Origin of the sequence: Novisyntrophococcus fermenticellae (assembly GCF_018866245.1) — a bacterium.
GTDB lineage: Bacteria > Bacillota > Clostridia > Lachnospirales > Lachnospiraceae > Novisyntrophococcus > Novisyntrophococcus fermenticellae.
In genome coordinates, this window is record NZ_CP076458.1 from 2,622,054 (window position 1) to 2,637,690 (window position 15,637).

The following is a 15,637-nucleotide window of genomic DNA, read 5'->3' on the forward strand; positions in this document are numbered from 1 at the left end:
GCTCCTCCGTTACGGTGTGCTTGTATCTTTTTTAGTATCCTTAAAGATCAGGTCTGCAATTGCCTGCTGATCATCGGATATAGTGGCATAGCCTTCAACTCCACTGCCTTCAATAGCAAATTCCAGTGATGCCTCTGCGTGATCCTCACTATTGGACGTCAGTTCAAAAGATGTGGCATATCCATGATAATACGTAGCCGCAAATTTGCCCTCGTTTGTGTCCTCTCCAGGTGCGTCTAAGTTTGCCTCCCAAATTTCCAGCATCTTTCCTTCTCTTACCGCTGCCTTTATTTTGCTGATAATCTCATCGTTTTCACTGGCAAAAATCGCCGTTGTTTTAATCTCAACTTCAGCGTCCTTAGGCACTCTGATTACACCGCTCTTTGTAGATACGGTGTCAGAATCCCTCGAAATGGATGTGCTGTTCTCTGTGGTAAATGCGATTGCAGTCGCATCACTCGTCTTTGCCTCTGACAAAAGACGATATAAATATACAATTCTTTTTCCCTGTATAACTGACATCTATTTACCTCCTATGTGTCAAATTCTAAATGTACCATACACCGCCAGATTGGTGGCGATACGGTTCTGTCTTGTATTACTCTGATTTTGGAATCACTAACCCTCATGGATATTTTGTACCCAAAAGCCTCTTTTAGCTGCATTGCCTGTGTGAAAAGTGAGCCTCCTGCTTGAGATACGTCTTTTCGCTTATCCTCGACATCCCAAAGATTGATATCTGCCGCAATCCTTTCCAGAATCCCATTTTTTGTCCCTGTGAAATTGGAAAGAAAGTCCTCAAAGTCTGCAAAGGGATATCCCACCTCCGTCATGGGGCGACTCTCATAGACTGCGCCGCCCACCAGCGGGGATACAATCTGCCATAGCTTGTCATGTATGGCCTGTTCTGCTGTCTTGTCCATATCCGCCTCCTATTTTACAAGTTTTCTCATATCAGATTTGAACTGCCTTTCTTGTTCTTCCAGGGACGGTCGAATATAGGGCTGGGCTCTTTGAAATCTTGTGCCATACTCCACATACTCCCCATATTCCGCAGTAGCATCCACTTCTGCTGTCATGCCTCCGTCCGTAAACTCAAGTCCAATACTCCTTTTTAAGGTTCCGGTATCAACGGGGACTTTCCGCTGCGCCTTTTTATGCAGTTCAGAGCCGTTCTGCTTCACGACCTTTTTTACATCGTTCAAAGTAGCGTTCTTTTTTAGGGCCTTCTGTAACTCTTCCAGACCCTCAATCTTGATATTAGCCATTCTGCATCACCACCAAACTCTGTGTATCACCAGGAAGCCTCTCTGTGTCCGCATGATAGGTTTTCCCATCTATCTCGACAAAGTCATAGGCTGCCATATAGGCGCGCTGTAAACGCACAACAAGCCTGTTGGCTTTCACATCACCAAACACGGCCTGCTGTCGTTCTGCACCCATATGAGTTACATTGGCATATTTCTTTGTACGGATCTGTTCTCCCTGGATCCACTCTCCGGCTACCGGATCATAGTGTTTATCGGTTTCTTTTACAAAAAAGGTCGGAGTATCGTATCTCACAGAAACCTCACCACCCCTCGATTATTACTCTCCTGTGTGCTAATCCATGCCTGAATAGCAGAAAGGTACGGGGCAATATCGTCCCCGTATGTGATACTCTCTCCCTCCTGGCTGTAGCTGGCCATGCCCTCATTTCCAATCCGGTTGAACCGCACGATAGCAAGCTCGGTCACGATGTATTGCAATGGATCCGGAACAAATCCTATCCCGTCCGGAAGATAGGCAAGTATCTGCTTTTCTGCGTTTCGGATAATCAAGTTAAGTTTACCGTCCATGTCTGAGTCTGTGATGCCCAGCAGGAGCTTTACATCATCAAGTGTTGTCACAAGGCTTCACCGCCTTTCTTACGGCTCTACAGTGTTATCATCCACTGTGATTACTGCAATGGCATCCTGGTACTCTGCGAACAGCCTAAGCCCCATGATTGCGTAAGACTCAGACAGCGCACGGCTGTAGTTGCCCTCTGTGTGGAATCCGATCAGGCCGGTTTCAGAATCCGTAGTGTACGGCAGTCCTGCCTGCGCAAACTCGGAATCACCTGGATCCACATAGTAGCCGATCATGTTGTTAATCGGCGTAGCAATTACCTGGCCTTCTGCAAGTTCGGAAGAAATAAACATAATGTCTGCGCCCAGGAAGTTTTTCACGTAATCCATGCCGAAAGCCGTCTGTACTGTGATGTTGGCAGCTCCCACGTATTTGTACAGGTCAAGTGTGTTTACCCATACCGCAACGCCTGTAGCAGTCCGATGCATCTTTTTAAACTTGTCTTTTACCTTGCCGATTGCCATTGCGATTCCCATCTGCCAAGTAGCCTCAGTGGATGTAAGGGTACCCGTTTTGATAAAATCATAGAATCTGCCCAAGACAACATCCTGCAACTCGGTCTTGAATTCTTCGTCTGTCATAGCTACCGCCACGTCATACCCGTGTTCTGCAATTGCCTCAGCAGACACACCCTTGCGGTATTTCTCGATGGAAATGCTGTCGTAAGGTGTCTCAGTCACCGTGAACTGGGACAGCGGGATCTCATCACCTTCTGCCACGGTTCCGCTCTGCAAAGTTCCTGACGCCTTTTTTGCTTTCAGGGTTGTTCCATTCCCCTTCTTAATAAACCGGGCAATCCCCATAATGTCAGTCAGTGCCTGCAAATTTTTTGAGAAAGATGTAACAAAATCAATCTCCCTGGCTGCCACTGTAATCTGCGCTTTGCCGGTCATCCCGTCCGGCGCTGCAAATAGTTGTAAATCGAATTTCTTTGTATGCATGTTCTTTATCTCCTTTACTGGAATAAATTCATATGTTGCGTAATCATCCGCTGCCTCTCGGCACGGTCTTTGATTGCAAGTATCTGTTCTTTGGTTACTGTTCCCTTTCCACCTGTTCCGGCTTTCGGGGGATTACCCTTTAAAGCGTCTTTGACAGCGTTCTGCACTGATTCCTTAAACAGTTTCGTGAAAGAATCCACAGCCACCTTGGTCTGCTCTGCATCATCTGATACTAAATGAGACAGGAGTTCATCCGAAATGGTGATTTCCTCCTCAGAGAGCATCTTCCGAGCTGTCTTTGACATGTCAGAGAGAGCATTTGCCCGTTTCAAATCCGCAATCTCTTTTTCAAGCTTTTTGGCTTTGTACTCCGCTTTCTCTTCCTTTGTCATCTTCGCCAGCTTTTCGGCTTCGGACAGCTTATCGTCTGCCAGCACCTGCCATTTCTCCTGTGCCTTTGTAACGGCTGTGTCTATGGCTTTCTGTACCCTGCGGTCAAATTCCGCCTGATTGCCGCCGCCTTTCAGAAAATCATCAAAGGTTACAGGCTTGCCCTCACCTCCACTTGCGCCGCCATTATCTCCTGTTCCATTTCCTGCGTCTGTTCTGGCTCCGCTGCCATTACCGTCACCGGCCCCGGCATCGTCTCCCTCTGCGAATAGCTGCAGATTAAAAGGCCACTTCGCTTCCTTCATTGCTGAATAAACTTTGTTTCGCATAATAATCCTTTCCGTGCCCACTCCATTCTTTTCGCCCAGAGCATTCACTGTAGTTTTTCGTCGTTTCGGACAAAATTTATACAATCCGGACATACTCCGGATAAGCATCTATAGTCCCAGAAATACCAATGAAAAAAGAATCTACCAACAATTTTGCTTTTGCTGATAAATCCTTAATTTTTAAAATAAATACGCCCGGCGCAATTGTATAATCTGGTCTATCGCCTGTCAACCCCTCTATAGATGCGACTAAGCCCTGCGTTAATGTGGATATTGCTGCACAAACAATGTCTTGCCCTGGTGGAGCATACCCGGAGTGACCAAGCACTCTTATTTCGTCCTTAGTTACACTGACTTCAATCATAAGCAACCCGCCTCCTCAAATGTCTTTTTCAGCTTTGGAAATTGTATTGCAATCCAGTCAACCATTGTTTCGTCAATTCCAATTGTCTTGTGCTCAAAATTCACAGATAGACCAGACTCTTCCATGAAAGCATGTGTGATTTCATGCCGCATAACCGTTTTCTTATACGCTTCGAAGTCTTCAAGCTCACAGTCACTGTCTTTCTGAGCAATAACAATTTTTTTCACAGATCGGTCTATATACCCAGCATTATCCATCAGAAATTTGTCCTCTTCTGATGTTTTAAAAAATATTTCGTATTCTGTCCCTAATACATTTATTGTCATGTTCCCTCCTTAAATTTGTGTACAAAAATAGCACCGGCCATTATCGACTGATGCTATCTATTGGTCAATTATCTCGAAATACTTCGGGGGATATAAATAATCCTCCCCGGAATCATCCACAATGCGGTACCAGCCCTTTTCAGTGGCCAGAACTTCATATACTTTGTCATGAGTTAATACCAAAAATTCAGTTTTCCCCAGATATTTAACTTTCATCCAACCACCTCTTTACCTTAAATTTTACTTTGCCAACAGATTCTTCCTGGAACCAATGCACTTCAGCAGGATATTCTTCTCCTGTATCTTCACCTACTAATATGCCTTCGCCTTTAGCATGCTGCCACTTCGAAACATCACCGCCGTATTCTTCTGTAAGTCCTTCTGGGACACCGCCATGAAGTGGGTGCTTTGTTCCTTTTCCGGCAAAAACCTCTGCGTTCTGTATGTGGGTACCCGGAACAAATTCATACTCAATGCCAGTTGTCCTATCAACAACTTTATAATTTCTAGCCTTTGCTCCAACACTCCTGTGTATAATTATGTCCTTTAGTTTTATTGTATCATTTTTACCGGATTTTACAACACCTTTCGGTTGGCTTTTAATTTCCTGCGCTTCGATTTCGGCAAGTCTTGTCTCCAAGGCTTCTCGGTCAGCATGAGCTGCGGTACTGCAACGACAATGTGGATGCATGGGGCTGGCATTTGTCCCAGGCATCATCTTCTTTACATCAAATACCTTATCATCCAGAGCCTGACAGATTGGGCAGGCCGTCGGCTCCGCGATAAATACATACTTATCGTAGCCATTACGCTCATAGGATTGCTTCTGGGCTTCCGTTTGCACCCTGGCAAGCTCTGTCTGCATAAGTCTCTCCGCATTATTTCGGCTCACTCCAAACACTTTAGAGATATGCCTTGCCAGCTCCCTGGGATTTCTCCCCTGTATCAGACCAATCTTCAGCTGACTGGACAATTCAGCTTTTAGCATGTCCTGATACATCCATATCCGGTCTGAGTATGTAGCATTCTGGAATGATGCATTTACAAGGGCCTGCGCTGCTTTTTCGTTGTTCAGAACCGACTCACCGAGAATCCCTGCCTGCCGCTTGAACTCTGCCAATGTCCGATCTGTCAGCGTAGTATCAAAATACTTCTGCAATTCGTCAAAACCGTCCACCAGCTCGAGGCCGATGTTCGATTTTAAGAGTTCCAGCCGATTAATCTTCATGGTTGCGTTGTATAATCGCATTTCCTCATTAGCTTCCTTCGTAAATGTCTTATTCTTCACATAGCGTTTGGCCTTGCGTCCGTAGGCATCGATATCAAGCTGTGAGACACGCTTCTTTGCATCAGCCAGGGTTATTCCCTCTTTCGTGGCATAACGGGCATAAAAGCCATTGATCTCTTTCTGGATATTATCCAACATGTAATCATAGGTCTCTTTGATTTTTTTATTGTACACCAGCTCGTCTTTGATATTTTTACGAAGCTGTGCTGCTTCCCGTTGGCTCCAATACGTTTTGCTGCCCATTGTTCAACCTCTCCAATAACCTATCCTCTGTGACCGTCTCCTGTGCCTTCTCCTTCTCCTGCTCAATCTTCTGGATTTCAGTCTGCGCATTATCTACGACAGAAAGAACCGACAACAGCGTTTCCTGTGATACGATTCCGTCAAGGTTCTGTGCAATCTGTGTTTCCTCCAGGACATTTGCAGGGAAGTTCGGAGTGAAGCGATAATGCAGCTTTACCCAATCATCTTTCTTCATCCCTGACACCGGGTTGCTGAAAATCAGTTTATACCTGCGATTCATTCCGGATGTAAATTTCCGTTCCTTGGTCTTTTCCAGGTCGCTCATTGCTTGGAGCTTATATTTCAGAGCGATGCCAGAGCTGGTACCGAAATTCTCGTCGGAAATATTGGCAACCATGCTGATCTGGAAAATTAATCGCTCCAATCGGTCAATTAAATGCTCCTGTGTGGCGTCGCCGTCCGGTTTGCTCATAAACTCCACTTCTGGAAGAATATCCTGCATCCCTTGTGGAAAATTGACAATCCGGTTATCTCGTATCTTTTTGGCACTGTCATCATCTACGTAAGCTCCCAACACCTTCATGTAAGCATCAGCAAAATAATCTACATCATTTGCCTTTTCCGATATTGCCTTATTATAGGCGTTGATCATGGTCAGTACCGGTTCGAAAATACCCAGCTGTTCCTCATTCTCGACATATTCTGTGGCAGGAACCCCGTCAAAGCCATGTATCTTTTCCTCCCCTTCCCATACAAGCCGCCCTTTTTGGGTAAAATACCGTACTTTGCTTTCATCCGATACGCTGCCGTGCAGCACATTATCAGCATCCAGGTACAGCCGTACAAAGTTCCGGGGCCTGCAAAGCACTGAATCATCGTAAATCATAAAGGCATCCATTGGTGTCAGATATGTAATTCCGATATTGGCCACATCGTCTACGTAATACATTTCATAGCCTTTTCCATAGATGCTGCATATCTTCGACAGCTCTGCGTTGTTGTCGTCCTGATCGTTATACTGATCCAGAAATTCCACAAACTTTCCTATGCTGTCCTCGTCCGCCGTAATCTTAATCGGGTGCCCGATGAAAAATCCGTTCATGGTGTCCACAATGTACTTTGCAAAGTTGACTGCGATACGGTTATCCGGTTTCCACTCCGGCTTTTTCTCCTGATAGAAAATCGGATAATCCGTCTCATAAGCATTTTTTAGCTGCTGATACCGGAATGTTGATTCCAATGAGTGCTCCCGGAGGAACTCTCCTAACTTTTTGTCTGTTAATTCTTCATCTGATGCTAATCGAAACATTTTTAAATTCCTCCTTTCACTGGATTGTAATGGCTCTGCGCAACATCCCGTTCTATCGAATATTCAAAGGCATCCAGCGTGTCAATATCGCTTGTACCATCATCCAGACGTACATCCTCATCTGCCTTGCTGTCCCAGACAGCATCCTGCAAAGCCTGCGACAATGTCTCACAATCCTCTGTCAATGAAAAAAGCCCGGCTCCCATGAGGCGGACTGTATAATCAATTCTATCTTTTATTCTTATCTTCCATGCCGGCAGCACGGTAACCCTTGGATACTTTTCCCGGCAGGCTTTTGTAATGCTCTGCCCCAGGACTGTTTCTGCATTGTCCCAGTAGACGAATCCCGGCATTCCATACCTTTCAACGACGGCTCCCACAAACTGCAGGAAGAGTTCTGACAAGAGGTTTGCATCAATACCCTGTGGATAATCCTTGTTCATGTATCGCCGGCTCATAAGAGCCTGCACTCTGCCGCCCTTATATTTTCCTGTTGCCACAAATGAGTGACCGGATCCATTGCCACCGAAGTCAACCCCAATCTCAATTCTTGCAATGTTCTCTCTGTCGGCTTTCTGCACAAAGCTGTTCGGAGCATCTGCGAACTTCCGATAGATAGCGCCCTCTGCACGCTTCCACTGCCCCTCTATCAGACGGTCATAGTAGACAGTTCCTTCATACTCCTTGCAAAGGTTATAGACATATTCTGACGGCAGGAACGGATTATCAAAAATCCGGTATTTCTGCAAATATATATCTGCGTCTGAATCTATAAACTTTTTAAGCCAATGCGTAGGATTTTCTGGATTGCAGGAACCGTCAAAACAGCTGTATGGCTTATCAAGACGGGATTTTAGCATCTGGAACACTTCTTGGTTCCACTTTGCCACCTCATCACCGTAAGCATACTTGATTGAGGAACCTTGTATCTTTGCAACCTGGCTAATCTTCTCTGCGCCTAAACAGTAGACATCTTCTCCACATACCCTGGCAATATTACGGTTGTTAATCGTTCCGATCAGGCGGTCTGTGTAGATCTCGCGCATTGGTTGCAACACATTTCGTTCAACGGTTTCTCTCGACACTCCAAGGATTACCGTCAGCCCTGGCTCTCCTGCTCTCTCCCGGATCCGTGCCGGCACCATATATGCTGTGTCCACAAAAGACTTTCCTGATCGCACTGCTCCGGACTTAATATTCCACCGGTGCGTTGCATTCACAATATACTCATTCTGTTTCCTGCTTAATTGCATTGTCATACACACCTTTCAATAGATCATCCAGTTTTCCAAGAGCCTCATCTGTCTCATTTTCTCCGGTAACAGCCTGTTTTCTTGCCTGTTTCAGCTCTGTGTCAGCTTCACGGTTCCGAAGGTCCTCATCAGGCTTGGCAGTCTGCCCAGCATACTTAGCAATCGCTTCGTACGCCTTCACGTCACCTGCCAGGGCCTCTTTTATCATTGCTGCATTAACAGCCGATTCGAGCGTGCTATCAAGCCCCAGCGTTTCCAAGATAGGTGTCCATTCAGGACTGTCTATCTCAGCAGTAAGCAGCAGGTTTAAGGTCTTCCGGAAATCGGCTTTTCTGCGACGGGCTTCTCCTGAGGCTTTACCACCTTTTCGACCTAGTTCTCTTGCTTCACTCTTGTTTCGTATAGGTTTTAAGTTTTCATTGTTCGCCATCACCTCACCTTCCAATCTGGCTTAAATTTACGTATAGAAAAAGCACCCGCAGTGGGGTGCCCTTTAAACATGATCTGAATGTTTTTAATCATCTCTATGCTCTTGAAAGTACTTAAATATTCCTTCCATATAGGTGATCATGCTGTTTTTATAAATTTCGTCTTCATCTATTGTCTTGGCCATTTGCTCCATGTTTTGCTTAAATATTATTACAAGCAGCCTAATAAATTTAGCAAAAGAGACCAATGACACAGAAAGAAATACCAGCAGAATGTAACATGTAATCTTGTTTACAGGAACAAAAATAGCCAACCCTGTAGTAACAAGATTTTCGGTCATTCCTGCCATCATCACATCTATTAGAGGTTTATCTAATCTTCTTTTAAGCATTTCTCTGCTTATTCCGATTTCAGATGTAGCCAAAACTGTAATCACGGCAATATAAACACCTATAGTAATAGCGAAAAATGTTCCAATCCCCGCTAATCTGTCCTTGGAGAAATATGTGTTTAAGTTAAGGCACGTAGGAAAACATTTTGGGAAATAAAAATAAATTACACCCCCAATAATATACAATACAATTATAAAAATTTCTAATTTCAAGTTTCTTCCCAACTCTATTAAAGTTCTCTTCATAAAACCACCTATTTTCGGTCATACTTACTCAATACTATTCCAAGTTTCAACGATATTAAACCCATTAGCATTATATTGTTGCATGTTTGCAAAATATTCTCTATTATGCCTTGTTATTATCATTACCTTATCCGCAACAGCATTATTTATATTGTTTAGCAAATCCTCCGGCGAAACCTGAGATCCTACGCCGCTACACGGATAGGATAATAGCAGGTTGGATTCTTTTAACTTAGCTTTATCAATCTTATCCTCTCGCCCTTCCTTATAATTTACCTCTATTTCCTTTACAAACTCAGCTCCAATATTAATATGCTCAAGCAAATATAATAGACTCTCCAAATTCAAAGTGTCTTCCCTTTTTCCATTTTTTCCTAACCCCAATGTTAATGACAACACCTTACTGTCTCCAGTATCTTTTGCTGCCTCTGTAAAAGCTCTAAATGCTTCAGCCAAGGGGCGGGGCGTGTTGTATTCTAACTCATTTAAATAAAAATCATTTAAAGAGCGCCCTAAATCGAGATATAATGTAACCTTTTTTACCAATTCTGCATTTCTTACCTTTTCAATCCCAGTATTATACCTGATGGGATCAATCCTTACAAATAGCCCCGTATGGCTAGGTATAAACGTATTTAAATAATCTTCTACGTCTCGGACTGATGGACCCTCCCTATTCGTAGTAAATACCATTACGTTATACTCTTGATCAAATCCCAACGAATTAATGTCATACAAACTTGCAGGAATTTCTTCTAAATGATTTTCATCATTTAACCAATATGGCTTATTCTTATCTTTTAGCTTCCCGAATGGAATAACGAATTGCTGCCGACTACTTGAATACGAATAAGGAAATGCCCTAATCCACTTCTCACCAATTTCCCTAACCACAGTTGCATCACCCATTCGATTGCCGATAGTCTCCAAAAAGTCTCTTATTGGATAATTCACTGCCTGCTCTCCATTGTGTAATGATATGGTATAAAAATCAATCCTTTTAGCCATAACTGATAGTCCCTCCACATATTCATCTAAAATCGCACTATAATTTATATAATATACCAAATTTTGACAATTATCAACAAATTACAGTCATGATTTATATATATGTGTGGTACTTATGATATTAGAACATATGTTCTTTTTTGTCAATATACAGATTGCACGAAAAACGCCCCATATTTCTACAGGACGTTTTTCTGGATGAATCTTATGTGGGGTGAATGATAATCCAATCATTCTAGAATAATTATAGCACACTATTTTTGTGAATTGTGTGAAAGTTGCAGAAAAGAGTTGATTCTTTTGGATATGCTACTCCGTTCCATTCCGATCTCGTTTGCCACCTCACACTGCTTTTTTCCATCCAGGAAGCTAAGTTCAAATATCTGCCTGTCTAGACTGTCCGGTATTCCCGCAATGAACTTTTCTATCTCTGTACGTTCCTGCTCCACCATATCCAGCCGTTTTCCCTTGATCCGGATCTGCTTCTTAATCTCCTCTGCTGCTTTTGGTTCAGTCATTTGCACCGTCAGGTGTTCCTCTATGTACGGAAAGTCATCACCGGACTTTGTCACCTTGCCTGACACGACAGGCACTTCATTCAGGCGGTCATATAGCCGATCAATCTCTTTTTCCAGCTTGGGCTGCTCTCTCATAAACGCCTTATACTGCATCAGTCGTTTTTTATCCACAAATATCACTCCTCCAATTTTTCAGTCACCGGGAGCATCTCACACAATGTCACTCCCCCAATGTCTACATTCAGGCTGCAGCCGTCACAATCCTTCCCGTCTCCACCTGGAACACAGGCACACTCACCGCAATCCCGGTAATCCTGTTTCATTTCCTCGGTTATGTTTACAACTAACTTTACATTGTCTGAATACTTAAGCTCCATCATTATCCTCCTCGTCTCATAGTTCTTCTTCCTCGCACCACTCTGGGTATACCGGAAACAAATAAAACTTTTCCCCGTCGACCTGATATTCCAACGTATCCCTGGTAACCTCCATGCCGTCCAGTATATCCAGATGCGGCTGCGGCACCCTCTTCCTGATTGCGTGTTCAGCATTCTTACGAAACTTCTCAACACTAAATCTCATATATCACTCCTCCCTGCATCTCAAACACTGCCCTCTCCAGCTTACCCGCTTGCCCTGAATCAGCTTGGCGTGCGGGCATCCCTCTGTGACGTACACCGCTGTGCTCCCTACACGCTCTACGTGCCGGCACTTGCGTATCTTTTTGTTTTCTTTTTCCACCGTGCCGATTGCGTCTTCGGCAGTCGGGTCACTATAACCTGATTTATTCACGGTTTTTTCCTCCTCTAATATTTGGCCCCAAGGGGGAGCTCTGACTGACCTATTTCATAATTCATCCACAATGTTTCCACTCTGGGGATACCGGCCTCTGCCTGCGTCTTCTTTTGCACCCTATTCCACCCTTGCAGCATATCGTTATACATCTCGTTATCGTATCCTGATAACAAAACCTTTCCCGGGTGGCTCACAAGCAATTCTAACAGTTCAACATGCGCATCATCTTTCATTTCGTGCTTGTATAAATAGTTTTTTCTGGTTCCATGCAAATATGGCGGGTCAACATACATAAAGACATCTGATGTATCATAACGCTTAATCACCTCTGTGGCTGGGAGATTCTCAATCTGTGCATTTTTTAACCTTTCACTTGCAAGCCTAATCCTTTCGGGAATCCCACCCCATTCTTTCGTTGTATGTGGGCTTTTTGACTGTTGACTACTTCTAAATCCATTGCGGTATAAGTTACTGCATCCAAACCCTTGCCAACACCTGACGGCAAATTTCCGTGCTTTTTCGATATCCGAATCTTTAGAATTAAACTCACAGGCCCTATAGTATTCATCACGGCTATATGGTGTCATTTCTAACTGCTCTGCCAGCTTATCGGATTTCTCCCTAACGACCTGAAAATAATTTACTACATTTTCATCCAAATCATTCAATGTTTCGATTCTGGCCGGAACCTTATTGAAGAATACTGCTCCGCTCCCAAAGTATGGCTCCAGATATACTTTGTGCTCAGGTATGTATTCGCAAATCCAAGGGGCTAACCTGTTTTTGGCTCCCGGGTATTTCAACACGCATTTCACAACATCATTCCTCCTCCTAAATTTTAATTTAGTTATCCCTGTATACTTGTCTCGTAACAATATTTGCATCAAACACTTGCTTGCAAATTACAGCCCACGGATGTTCCGAGTGATTTAACTCCATGTATTTTTGAGCGTTCCAGATATCCTTCGCATCCACAAACATCATTTCAGCTTCGGTTCTAGGCTCTCCCTTTTGATTTTTGTGAAAATCATCTAAGTTAATTGCTATAAATTCCATCTCTACCTCTTTCCCCGGCACTTAGCAGCCGGACGTTTTTATATTGCTTGTACGCTTTTTAATTGAGTGGTATTTCTACCACTCGCCTATGTCAGATCGCTTCAAAATTGGTAATATTAATTTCAGCTATTATTATATACATCCTTGGATTTCCCAATCTATACCTAACTTCCTCAATAACCTCTTCATATGCATCCCAGTATTTCTCTGAAGTTACTATTTCATGGGGAACTCTTGTACTTCGAACCGTAAAAATAATAGTGTTGTTAAGTTTTTCATCGTCTTGACCAACAATATAACTTTCTTGTATCTCCCCTGAAACGCGAATACCGATTTCTTCGTAAACTTTATCTGAGGCCACGTTCCAAACATCTCCAATAGTTGTTATGGAGTAATATCTGGGGTCAAGTCCCAAAAATGAAATAGAATAATTTTCTGTTATCATAGTTCACCTGCAATGCGCTTTTATAACAGTATATGCCTCTCTGACAAAACGGTTAAAAATGGCGGTCTTGTCCTTCGGATTCGGGATATTTTGTTTTAGCGGCATTATCGGGTATCCGCCTCTGTCACTTTTCTTTCTTGGCGCTATTTTCATTTTTTGATGTCTCCTTTCCATACTTTTTCAATTTCATCTGTTGTTAGTTTCAACAGACGAAACCAGAACGGATGGTCTCCTATCTTCTTTCTGCTCACTTCGGCGGCTGCTACGAATTCTGCATATGGCTCATCCGTTCTGGGTGCATAGACGATAAAAAGATTGTGGCACTCAATATAAATTTTCTGATATACTTCCAGCTCATGTTTCTTCAATTCTGCATCCCGCCTTTCGGTAGCTGGTCTTGCGTTTCCGCCACTGGTTTTCACAAAACCCTAGCTCATCTACATAGTCGTAGCAGACTGCATTTTCTTTTCCGGCGAACGTCCGGGCAATCCGACCGATGCTCTGAGTTACCACCGCATAATCCTTTTTCGGAGTGGTAAGATACAGTCGGTCAAGCCGGGGAATGTCCAGTCCCTCTTTCGCCAGGCTGTAGGAAGCAAATAAAAACCGTTTACGACCTGTCCGCATATCTTCAATCGCCTGGACCCGTGCCGCCCGTCCCCGCTTCGATGTCATTTTTCCATCAATCATGACAGCCTTGAATCTTAATTCCGGCGGCAGCATATCCATCAGATGCCGTAAGTGCCCCAATCGGTCGGACAAAATCAGGCTTGAGTGGTCCTTATTTTTTACAAGATCACTCACAATCAGCCGACATCTGTCCGAGTTCTCGGACAAGTATGGAAGCAGCTTGCTATATACGAGCGTCCCGTCCGTATCCTGGCATTCTCGGCTGATCTTTACTCCGGTATTTCTACGCAGGATTGTCACCTGCATCGTCTTATCCTTTACCGCCTCTTCCGGCACCTGGTACTGTACGCCGCCTATAATCGAGAAGGTGCTCCTAATCAAGCCATCAGAGCGATGTACCGTAGCACTCAGACCATATTTATATCTTGCGGCCAGACAATTCATTACCTGATAAAACATTGTTACACTTGTCGGGCTTCCTGCTAGTCTGTGACATTCGTCTACAATGACCGTATCCCAGGTGTATTTGTACTGGCTCAGATCCAGCTTACTAAGCGTCTGCACGGTAGCAAATGTGATATGACTGCCAATCTGCACTTTTCCGGCTGTAATCTTTCCCAGTGTTTTCCGGTCAAAGTACTGTGCTGCCCGGTCATAGGACTGGGTAAGCAAGTCCTGCGTATGCGTTACCCAAAGCGTTTTGCGCTGCAGCCTTGCTGCCAAGGCGATACCCATCTGTGTCTTGCCGCTGCCACAGGGGCTTTGAAGTATGCCGCATCCTGCAGCCTGCATACTATCAACTGCATCATCCTGATAGTCATATAACGGGATTTCGCCATCAAAGGCAAGGATTCCGTTGTCGGCCAAGTCCTGATTGATTTCTGCGCCAGCTGGCAGGTATTTCCGAATCTGTTTTCCCACCCCGCAGGGAATGTAAATTGTATTTCCGTCTACCCGGTACAGGCTTATCTGTGCTGGGGTGTTTCCCGTCCATAACCCCATGCGCAGCTTTTTGCTATATTCCGGATTTGGGAGAATTAAATTCGCCCGGATCCAGTTCAGCAACACCTGGGTAGGCTCCTGAATGCTGATTTCATTACTAATCAATATCTTCATGCGAACATCCTCGTAAATTCTTCAAAGGTATATCCATAAATATGAGCCATTTCCTGCTTAATCCCTTTCATGCCATCCTGTTCATAGCTGTTAAGGTCTCTGTATTCAAAAACATAAACTCCGATATCTGGATATCTGACTGCAAACATTGCATTCTGATTTCCACACTGTAACCAAAGGTCCATAGCATTCCTTTGATTTTCTTCCATCCTGCGAAATAGAAAATTGTTTCCTTCACAGTTTTTGCAGTCAAAGACGTAAGTCCTTCCATTCCCGGCCGCAATCAAATCAAAAGGCTGACCATTTGCATTATCCTGCATCCGGTGCACCCAGAACCCGAAGTCGGATAACAATTTTGCAAATTCTTTTTCAAATGCCGTTCCCATACTTTTATTGCTCATTTTATCCTCCAATCTCAAATGTCTTACCAAATCTCAAATTTGTCTTACTCATTTTTTTACCCTGGTAAGTCTGCAAACCCTTGTATTTACTGGGTTTTTTAGGATGTCTTACCAACTTACCCAAAAACCGGGTACAATGACACACCTTTTAGTAGCAAGTTTAGTATATCGATTTTTATGTCCCTATAGGCGATTGGTACTGGTAAGACAGTAAGATGGTAAGACAATATATATAAAAGCCGCATTTTTGCTGGATTCTTTTGTCTTAC

26 protein-coding genes are annotated in these 15,637 nt (G+C 43.8%); all 26 read right to left on the bottom strand.

Translation table 11 applies throughout. From position 1 onward, the window contains the following. Positions 1-9: 9 nt before the first annotated feature. The 26 genes from KNL20_RS12035 to KNL20_RS12160 all read right to left on the bottom strand — a co-directional run bounded on the left by KNL20_RS12035 (position 10) and on the right by KNL20_RS12160 (position 15,368). Positions 10-522, bottom strand: a complete 513-nt coding sequence (locus KNL20_RS12035; protein WP_230397978.1) for a phage major tail protein, TP901-1 family — start codon at positions 520-522, stop codon at positions 10-12. Between the two features lie 11 nt (positions 523-533). Continuing rightward, the gene (locus tag KNL20_RS12040) at positions 534-923 is read right to left on the bottom strand and encodes a hypothetical protein (RefSeq protein ID WP_230397979.1); all 390 of its coding nucleotides are present in this window, start codon (positions 921-923) and stop codon (positions 534-536) included. Positions 924-932: 9 nt separating this feature from the next. Then, complete coding sequence (locus KNL20_RS12045; RefSeq protein ID WP_230397980.1) at positions 933-1,268, bottom strand: HK97-gp10 family putative phage morphogenesis protein; 336 nt, start codon at positions 1,266-1,268, stop codon at positions 933-935. Next, the gene (locus KNL20_RS12050; protein WP_230397981.1) at positions 1,261-1,563 is read right to left on the bottom strand and encodes a hypothetical protein; all 303 of its coding nucleotides are present in this window, start codon (positions 1,561-1,563) and stop codon (positions 1,261-1,263) included. Before KNL20_RS12050 ends, KNL20_RS12045 begins: the two co-directional genes overlap by 8 nt. Beyond that, positions 1,560-1,889: a phage head-tail connector protein gene (locus KNL20_RS12055; RefSeq protein ID WP_230397982.1), complete on the bottom strand. Its 330-nt coding sequence runs from the start codon at positions 1,887-1,889 to the stop codon at positions 1,560-1,562. Before KNL20_RS12055 ends, KNL20_RS12050 begins: the two co-directional genes overlap by 4 nt. A gap of 18 nt (positions 1,890-1,907) precedes the next feature. Beyond that, positions 1,908-2,831, bottom strand: coding sequence for a hypothetical protein (locus KNL20_RS12060; protein ID WP_230397983.1), 924 nt, complete (start codon positions 2,829-2,831; stop codon positions 1,908-1,910). A gap of 14 nt (positions 2,832-2,845) precedes the next feature. Next, the gene (locus KNL20_RS12065) at positions 2,846-3,550 is read right to left on the bottom strand and encodes a DUF4355 domain-containing protein (protein WP_230397984.1); all 705 of its coding nucleotides are present in this window, start codon (positions 3,548-3,550) and stop codon (positions 2,846-2,848) included. Positions 3,551-3,626: 76 nt separating this feature from the next. Continuing rightward, the gene (locus tag KNL20_RS12070; protein WP_230397985.1) at positions 3,627-3,914 is read right to left on the bottom strand and encodes a ribosomal-processing cysteine protease Prp; all 288 of its coding nucleotides are present in this window, start codon (positions 3,912-3,914) and stop codon (positions 3,627-3,629) included. Continuing rightward, positions 3,911-4,240, bottom strand: a complete 330-nt coding sequence (locus KNL20_RS12075) for a hypothetical protein (protein WP_230397986.1) — start codon at positions 4,238-4,240, stop codon at positions 3,911-3,913. The genes KNL20_RS12070 and KNL20_RS12075 overlap by 4 nt, the downstream gene beginning before the upstream one ends. Before the next feature lie 57 nt (positions 4,241-4,297). Then, positions 4,298-4,456, bottom strand: a complete 159-nt coding sequence (locus tag KNL20_RS12080) for a hypothetical protein (RefSeq protein ID WP_193735399.1) — start codon at positions 4,454-4,456, stop codon at positions 4,298-4,300. Next, positions 4,446-5,771: a minor capsid protein gene (locus KNL20_RS12085; protein ID WP_230397987.1), complete on the bottom strand. Its 1,326-nt coding sequence runs from the start codon at positions 5,769-5,771 to the stop codon at positions 4,446-4,448. Before KNL20_RS12085 ends, KNL20_RS12080 begins: the two co-directional genes overlap by 11 nt. Continuing rightward, positions 5,722-7,080, bottom strand: a complete 1,359-nt coding sequence (locus tag KNL20_RS12090) for a phage portal protein (RefSeq protein WP_230397988.1) — start codon at positions 7,078-7,080, stop codon at positions 5,722-5,724. Before KNL20_RS12090 ends, KNL20_RS12085 begins: the two co-directional genes overlap by 50 nt. Positions 7,081-7,082: 2 nt before the next feature. Next, the gene (locus KNL20_RS12095; protein WP_230397989.1) at positions 7,083-8,333 is read right to left on the bottom strand and encodes a terminase large subunit domain-containing protein; all 1,251 of its coding nucleotides are present in this window, start codon (positions 8,331-8,333) and stop codon (positions 7,083-7,085) included. After that, positions 8,308-8,763 (bottom strand): KGG domain-containing protein, encoded by a 456-nt coding sequence (locus KNL20_RS12100; protein WP_230397990.1) that lies wholly within the window; start codon positions 8,761-8,763, stop codon positions 8,308-8,310. Before KNL20_RS12100 ends, KNL20_RS12095 begins: the two co-directional genes overlap by 26 nt. Before the next feature lie 84 nt (positions 8,764-8,847). After that, the gene (locus KNL20_RS12105) at positions 8,848-9,399 is read right to left on the bottom strand and encodes a hypothetical protein (RefSeq protein ID WP_230397991.1); all 552 of its coding nucleotides are present in this window, start codon (positions 9,397-9,399) and stop codon (positions 8,848-8,850) included. Positions 9,400-9,423: 24 nt separating this feature from the next. After that, entirely contained in the window at positions 9,424-10,407 is a 984-nt protein-coding gene (locus KNL20_RS12110) for a DUF6731 family protein (protein WP_230397992.1), read from the bottom strand. A 254-nt stretch (positions 10,408-10,661) separates the two neighbouring features. After that, positions 10,662-11,096, bottom strand: a complete 435-nt coding sequence (locus KNL20_RS12115; protein ID WP_230397993.1) for a sigma-70 RNA polymerase sigma factor region 4 domain-containing protein — start codon at positions 11,094-11,096, stop codon at positions 10,662-10,664. 5 nt (positions 11,097-11,101) lie between these two features. After that, positions 11,102-11,305, bottom strand: a complete 204-nt coding sequence (locus KNL20_RS12120; protein WP_230397994.1) for a hypothetical protein — start codon at positions 11,303-11,305, stop codon at positions 11,102-11,104. A gap of 13 nt (positions 11,306-11,318) precedes the next feature. Beyond that, entirely contained in the window at positions 11,319-11,507 is a 189-nt protein-coding gene (locus KNL20_RS12125; RefSeq protein WP_230397995.1) for a hypothetical protein, read from the bottom strand. Between the two features lie 3 nt (positions 11,508-11,510). Next, on the bottom strand, positions 11,511-11,717 hold the full coding sequence (locus tag KNL20_RS12130) for a hypothetical protein (protein ID WP_230397996.1): 207 nt from the start codon (positions 11,715-11,717) through the stop codon (positions 11,511-11,513). Positions 11,718-11,731: 14 nt separating this feature from the next. Continuing rightward, positions 11,732-12,535: a DNA adenine methylase gene (locus KNL20_RS12135; protein WP_230397997.1), complete on the bottom strand. Its 804-nt coding sequence runs from the start codon at positions 12,533-12,535 to the stop codon at positions 11,732-11,734. Between the two features lie 28 nt (positions 12,536-12,563). Then, a complete protein-coding gene (locus tag KNL20_RS12140) occupies positions 12,564-12,776 on the bottom strand; it encodes a hypothetical protein (RefSeq protein WP_230397998.1) in 213 nt (70 codons plus the stop codon). Between the two features lie 91 nt (positions 12,777-12,867). Then, the gene (locus KNL20_RS12145) at positions 12,868-13,221 is read right to left on the bottom strand and encodes a hypothetical protein (protein ID WP_230397999.1); all 354 of its coding nucleotides are present in this window, start codon (positions 13,219-13,221) and stop codon (positions 12,868-12,870) included. A gap of 149 nt (positions 13,222-13,370) precedes the next feature. Then, positions 13,371-13,589, bottom strand: coding sequence for a hypothetical protein (locus KNL20_RS12150; RefSeq protein WP_230398000.1), 219 nt, complete (start codon positions 13,587-13,589; stop codon positions 13,371-13,373). Next, positions 13,576-14,967: a DEAD/DEAH box helicase gene (locus KNL20_RS12155; RefSeq protein ID WP_230398001.1), complete on the bottom strand. Its 1,392-nt coding sequence runs from the start codon at positions 14,965-14,967 to the stop codon at positions 13,576-13,578. Before KNL20_RS12155 ends, KNL20_RS12150 begins: the two co-directional genes overlap by 14 nt. Beyond that, positions 14,964-15,368: a PDDEXK family nuclease gene (locus KNL20_RS12160; protein WP_230398002.1), complete on the bottom strand. Its 405-nt coding sequence runs from the start codon at positions 15,366-15,368 to the stop codon at positions 14,964-14,966. The genes KNL20_RS12155 and KNL20_RS12160 overlap by 4 nt, the downstream gene beginning before the upstream one ends. Positions 15,369-15,637 lie beyond the last annotated feature (269 nt).

What these genes read in the sequence shown, in the direction of transcription:
- KNL20_RS12035 (WP_230397978.1), bottom strand. Translation starts at nt 522, where the DNA reads ATGTCAGTTATACAGGGAAAAAGAATTGTATATTTATATCGTCTTTTG.
- KNL20_RS12040 (WP_230397979.1), bottom strand. Translation starts at nt 923, where the DNA reads ATGGACAAGACAGCAGAACAGGCCATACATGACAAGCTATGGCAGATT.
- KNL20_RS12045 (WP_230397980.1), bottom strand. Translation starts at nt 1,268, where the DNA reads ATGGCTAATATCAAGATTGAGGGTCTGGAAGAGTTACAGAAGGCCCTA.
- KNL20_RS12060 (WP_230397983.1), bottom strand. Translation starts at nt 2,831, where the DNA reads ATGCATACAAAGAAATTCGATTTACAACTATTTGCAGCGCCGGACGGG.
- KNL20_RS12065 (WP_230397984.1), bottom strand. Translation starts at nt 3,550, where the DNA reads ATGCGAAACAAAGTTTATTCAGCAATGAAGGAAGCGAAGTGGCCTTTT.
- KNL20_RS12070 (WP_230397985.1), bottom strand. Translation starts at nt 3,914, where the DNA reads ATGATTGAAGTCAGTGTAACTAAGGACGAAATAAGAGTGCTTGGTCAC.
- KNL20_RS12075 (WP_230397986.1), bottom strand. Translation starts at nt 4,240, where the DNA reads ATGACAATAAATGTATTAGGGACAGAATACGAAATATTTTTTAAAACA.
- KNL20_RS12080 (WP_193735399.1), bottom strand. Translation starts at nt 4,456, where the DNA reads ATGAAAGTTAAATATCTGGGGAAAACTGAATTTTTGGTATTAACTCAT.
- KNL20_RS12085 (WP_230397987.1), bottom strand. Translation starts at nt 5,771, where the DNA reads ATGGGCAGCAAAACGTATTGGAGCCAACGGGAAGCAGCACAGCTTCGT.
- KNL20_RS12090 (WP_230397988.1), bottom strand. Translation starts at nt 7,080, where the DNA reads ATGTTTCGATTAGCATCAGATGAAGAATTAACAGACAAAAAGTTAGGA.
- KNL20_RS12095 (WP_230397989.1), bottom strand. Translation starts at nt 8,333, where the DNA reads ATGCAATTAAGCAGGAAACAGAATGAGTATATTGTGAATGCAACGCAC.
- KNL20_RS12100 (WP_230397990.1), bottom strand. Translation starts at nt 8,763, where the DNA reads ATGGCGAACAATGAAAACTTAAAACCTATACGAAACAAGAGTGAAGCA.
- KNL20_RS12105 (WP_230397991.1), bottom strand. Translation starts at nt 9,399, where the DNA reads ATGAAGAGAACTTTAATAGAGTTGGGAAGAAACTTGAAATTAGAAATT.
- KNL20_RS12110 (WP_230397992.1), bottom strand. Translation starts at nt 10,407, where the DNA reads ATGGCTAAAAGGATTGATTTTTATACCATATCATTACACAATGGAGAG.
- KNL20_RS12120 (WP_230397994.1), bottom strand. Translation starts at nt 11,305, where the DNA reads ATGATGGAGCTTAAGTATTCAGACAATGTAAAGTTAGTTGTAAACATA.
- KNL20_RS12125 (WP_230397995.1), bottom strand. Translation starts at nt 11,507, where the DNA reads ATGAGATTTAGTGTTGAGAAGTTTCGTAAGAATGCTGAACACGCAATC.
- KNL20_RS12140 (WP_230397998.1), bottom strand. Translation starts at nt 12,776, where the DNA reads ATGGAATTTATAGCAATTAACTTAGATGATTTTCACAAAAATCAAAAG.
- KNL20_RS12145 (WP_230397999.1), bottom strand. Translation starts at nt 13,221, where the DNA reads ATGATAACAGAAAATTATTCTATTTCATTTTTGGGACTTGACCCCAGA.
- KNL20_RS12155 (WP_230398001.1), bottom strand. Translation starts at nt 14,967, where the DNA reads ATGAAGATATTGATTAGTAATGAAATCAGCATTCAGGAGCCTACCCAG.
- KNL20_RS12160 (WP_230398002.1), bottom strand. Translation starts at nt 15,368, where the DNA reads ATGAGCAATAAAAGTATGGGAACGGCATTTGAAAAAGAATTTGCAAAA.